The organism is Pseudomonadota bacterium, assembly GCA_010028905.1.
Taxonomy (GTDB): domain Bacteria; phylum Vulcanimicrobiota; class Xenobia; order RGZZ01; family RGZZ01; genus RGZZ01.
This window is the reverse complement of record RGZZ01000843.1, coordinates 1-1,290: the sequence shown is the minus strand read 5'-3', so window position 1 is coordinate 1,290 and position 1,290 is coordinate 1. Positions and strand designations below refer to the sequence as shown.

At 65.6% G+C, this 1,290-nt stretch carries 1 protein-coding gene; it reads right to left on the bottom strand.

Features of this window, described 5'->3' with window-relative positions; genetic code table 11:
* Positions 1 to 450: 450 nt before the first annotated feature.
* Positions 451 to 1,290 (bottom strand): hypothetical protein (locus EB084_25790; GenBank protein NDD31676.1); only part of this gene is annotated, 840 nt, incomplete at its 5' end.

The following is a 1,290-nucleotide window of genomic DNA, read 5'->3' as shown; positions in this document are numbered from 1 at the left end:
ACGGAGGCGACGGCCTCGGCCGGCGCAGACACAGCCGGCGCGTGCGCGGCGCGTGCGCGTGAACGCCTGGGCAGCCTCGCCGCGTCCGAGCTCTAACTTATCGGAAGCTGTCTCATGTACACCATCGAAAACTCTCTGTGATGTAACGTAACAAGTCTTGTAAAGGTCGCACTCCGAGCTGTATCCAATACACCGTTTCCCCACACGCGCACCATGCCCCGACGTGTCCGCCGCGCACCTCAAACGCCCACGCACCGCGACCCACCCTGGAACCACATACAGCACACACATTAGTGCACGCACTTTCCAGTTTCCACATGGTGCTGCACGTGCGGAGAGCTCACAGGCAACACCCACAGACCTAACCCAGACCCACCCCGCACGCGGCCGCCCCTCGGCATGCGCCATGCGGCCCCGTCAGCGCAGCGTCGACAGGTGCTCGGGCGTCGCTCACTTGAAGACGGCGACGGTGAGCGGCACCTCCCTCAGATGCACCTGGAAGAGGCCGCCACCCATCTCCATCGCGTCGATCACCTTGAGCTTCGTGCCTGGGTAGAGCAGGACCTCCGCCTCGCTCGCTACGCCCTGGAACGCCGAGTAGCGCTGGAGGTCGACGCCGTGCACGATCTCGATCATGAAGACGGTGCGCACGCCGCTGGTGCCGAGGAACATCGGGTTCGTCAGCGTATGCAGCTGCTTGGTCGTCGACGAGACCCTCAAGCCCTTCTTCCCGTACCTGCAGCTGATGCTGACGCCGCGCCAGACGGGGCTGTTGTACTTGGGCAGCTTGCTGCGCGCCGTCAGCATCAGCTGCAGGTACGGGAAGAAGGGCTTGAGGGCGGAGCGGTCGCGTGTGCGCAGCAGCCGGTTGAGCGTCGGGTAGAAGTCGCTCTGTGCCGTGTACAGCCACAGCCCGCCCGCCTCGTCCGCGTCGAGGCCGTGCGGATCGGCCGCGGCAAGCTGCGCCCCCGCCTCACTCGCCATGAAGGCGTGCGCGTCGATGTCTTCGACGCCGCTCGCCGCCGCCGCGTCCATGAGCGACAAGCGCACGCACTTCATCACCCCCGTGATCGGGCCCATGAGCTCGAGCGGCTCGTCGGCGACGTCGGCGATGCGTGCCTGCTGGGCCACACTCTCTGGCGAGGACTTGCGGCTGCTGCTCGGGGAGAACAGGCGGTCGCTCAACTGGGCGGCGAGTCCGGATGTCGGTGTCTGCAGCATGCTGAGCAGCTTCTTGCCGGGGACATTCTTCAGGCCGAGATGGCGAACAAAGTCTTGGACCAGGTTGTA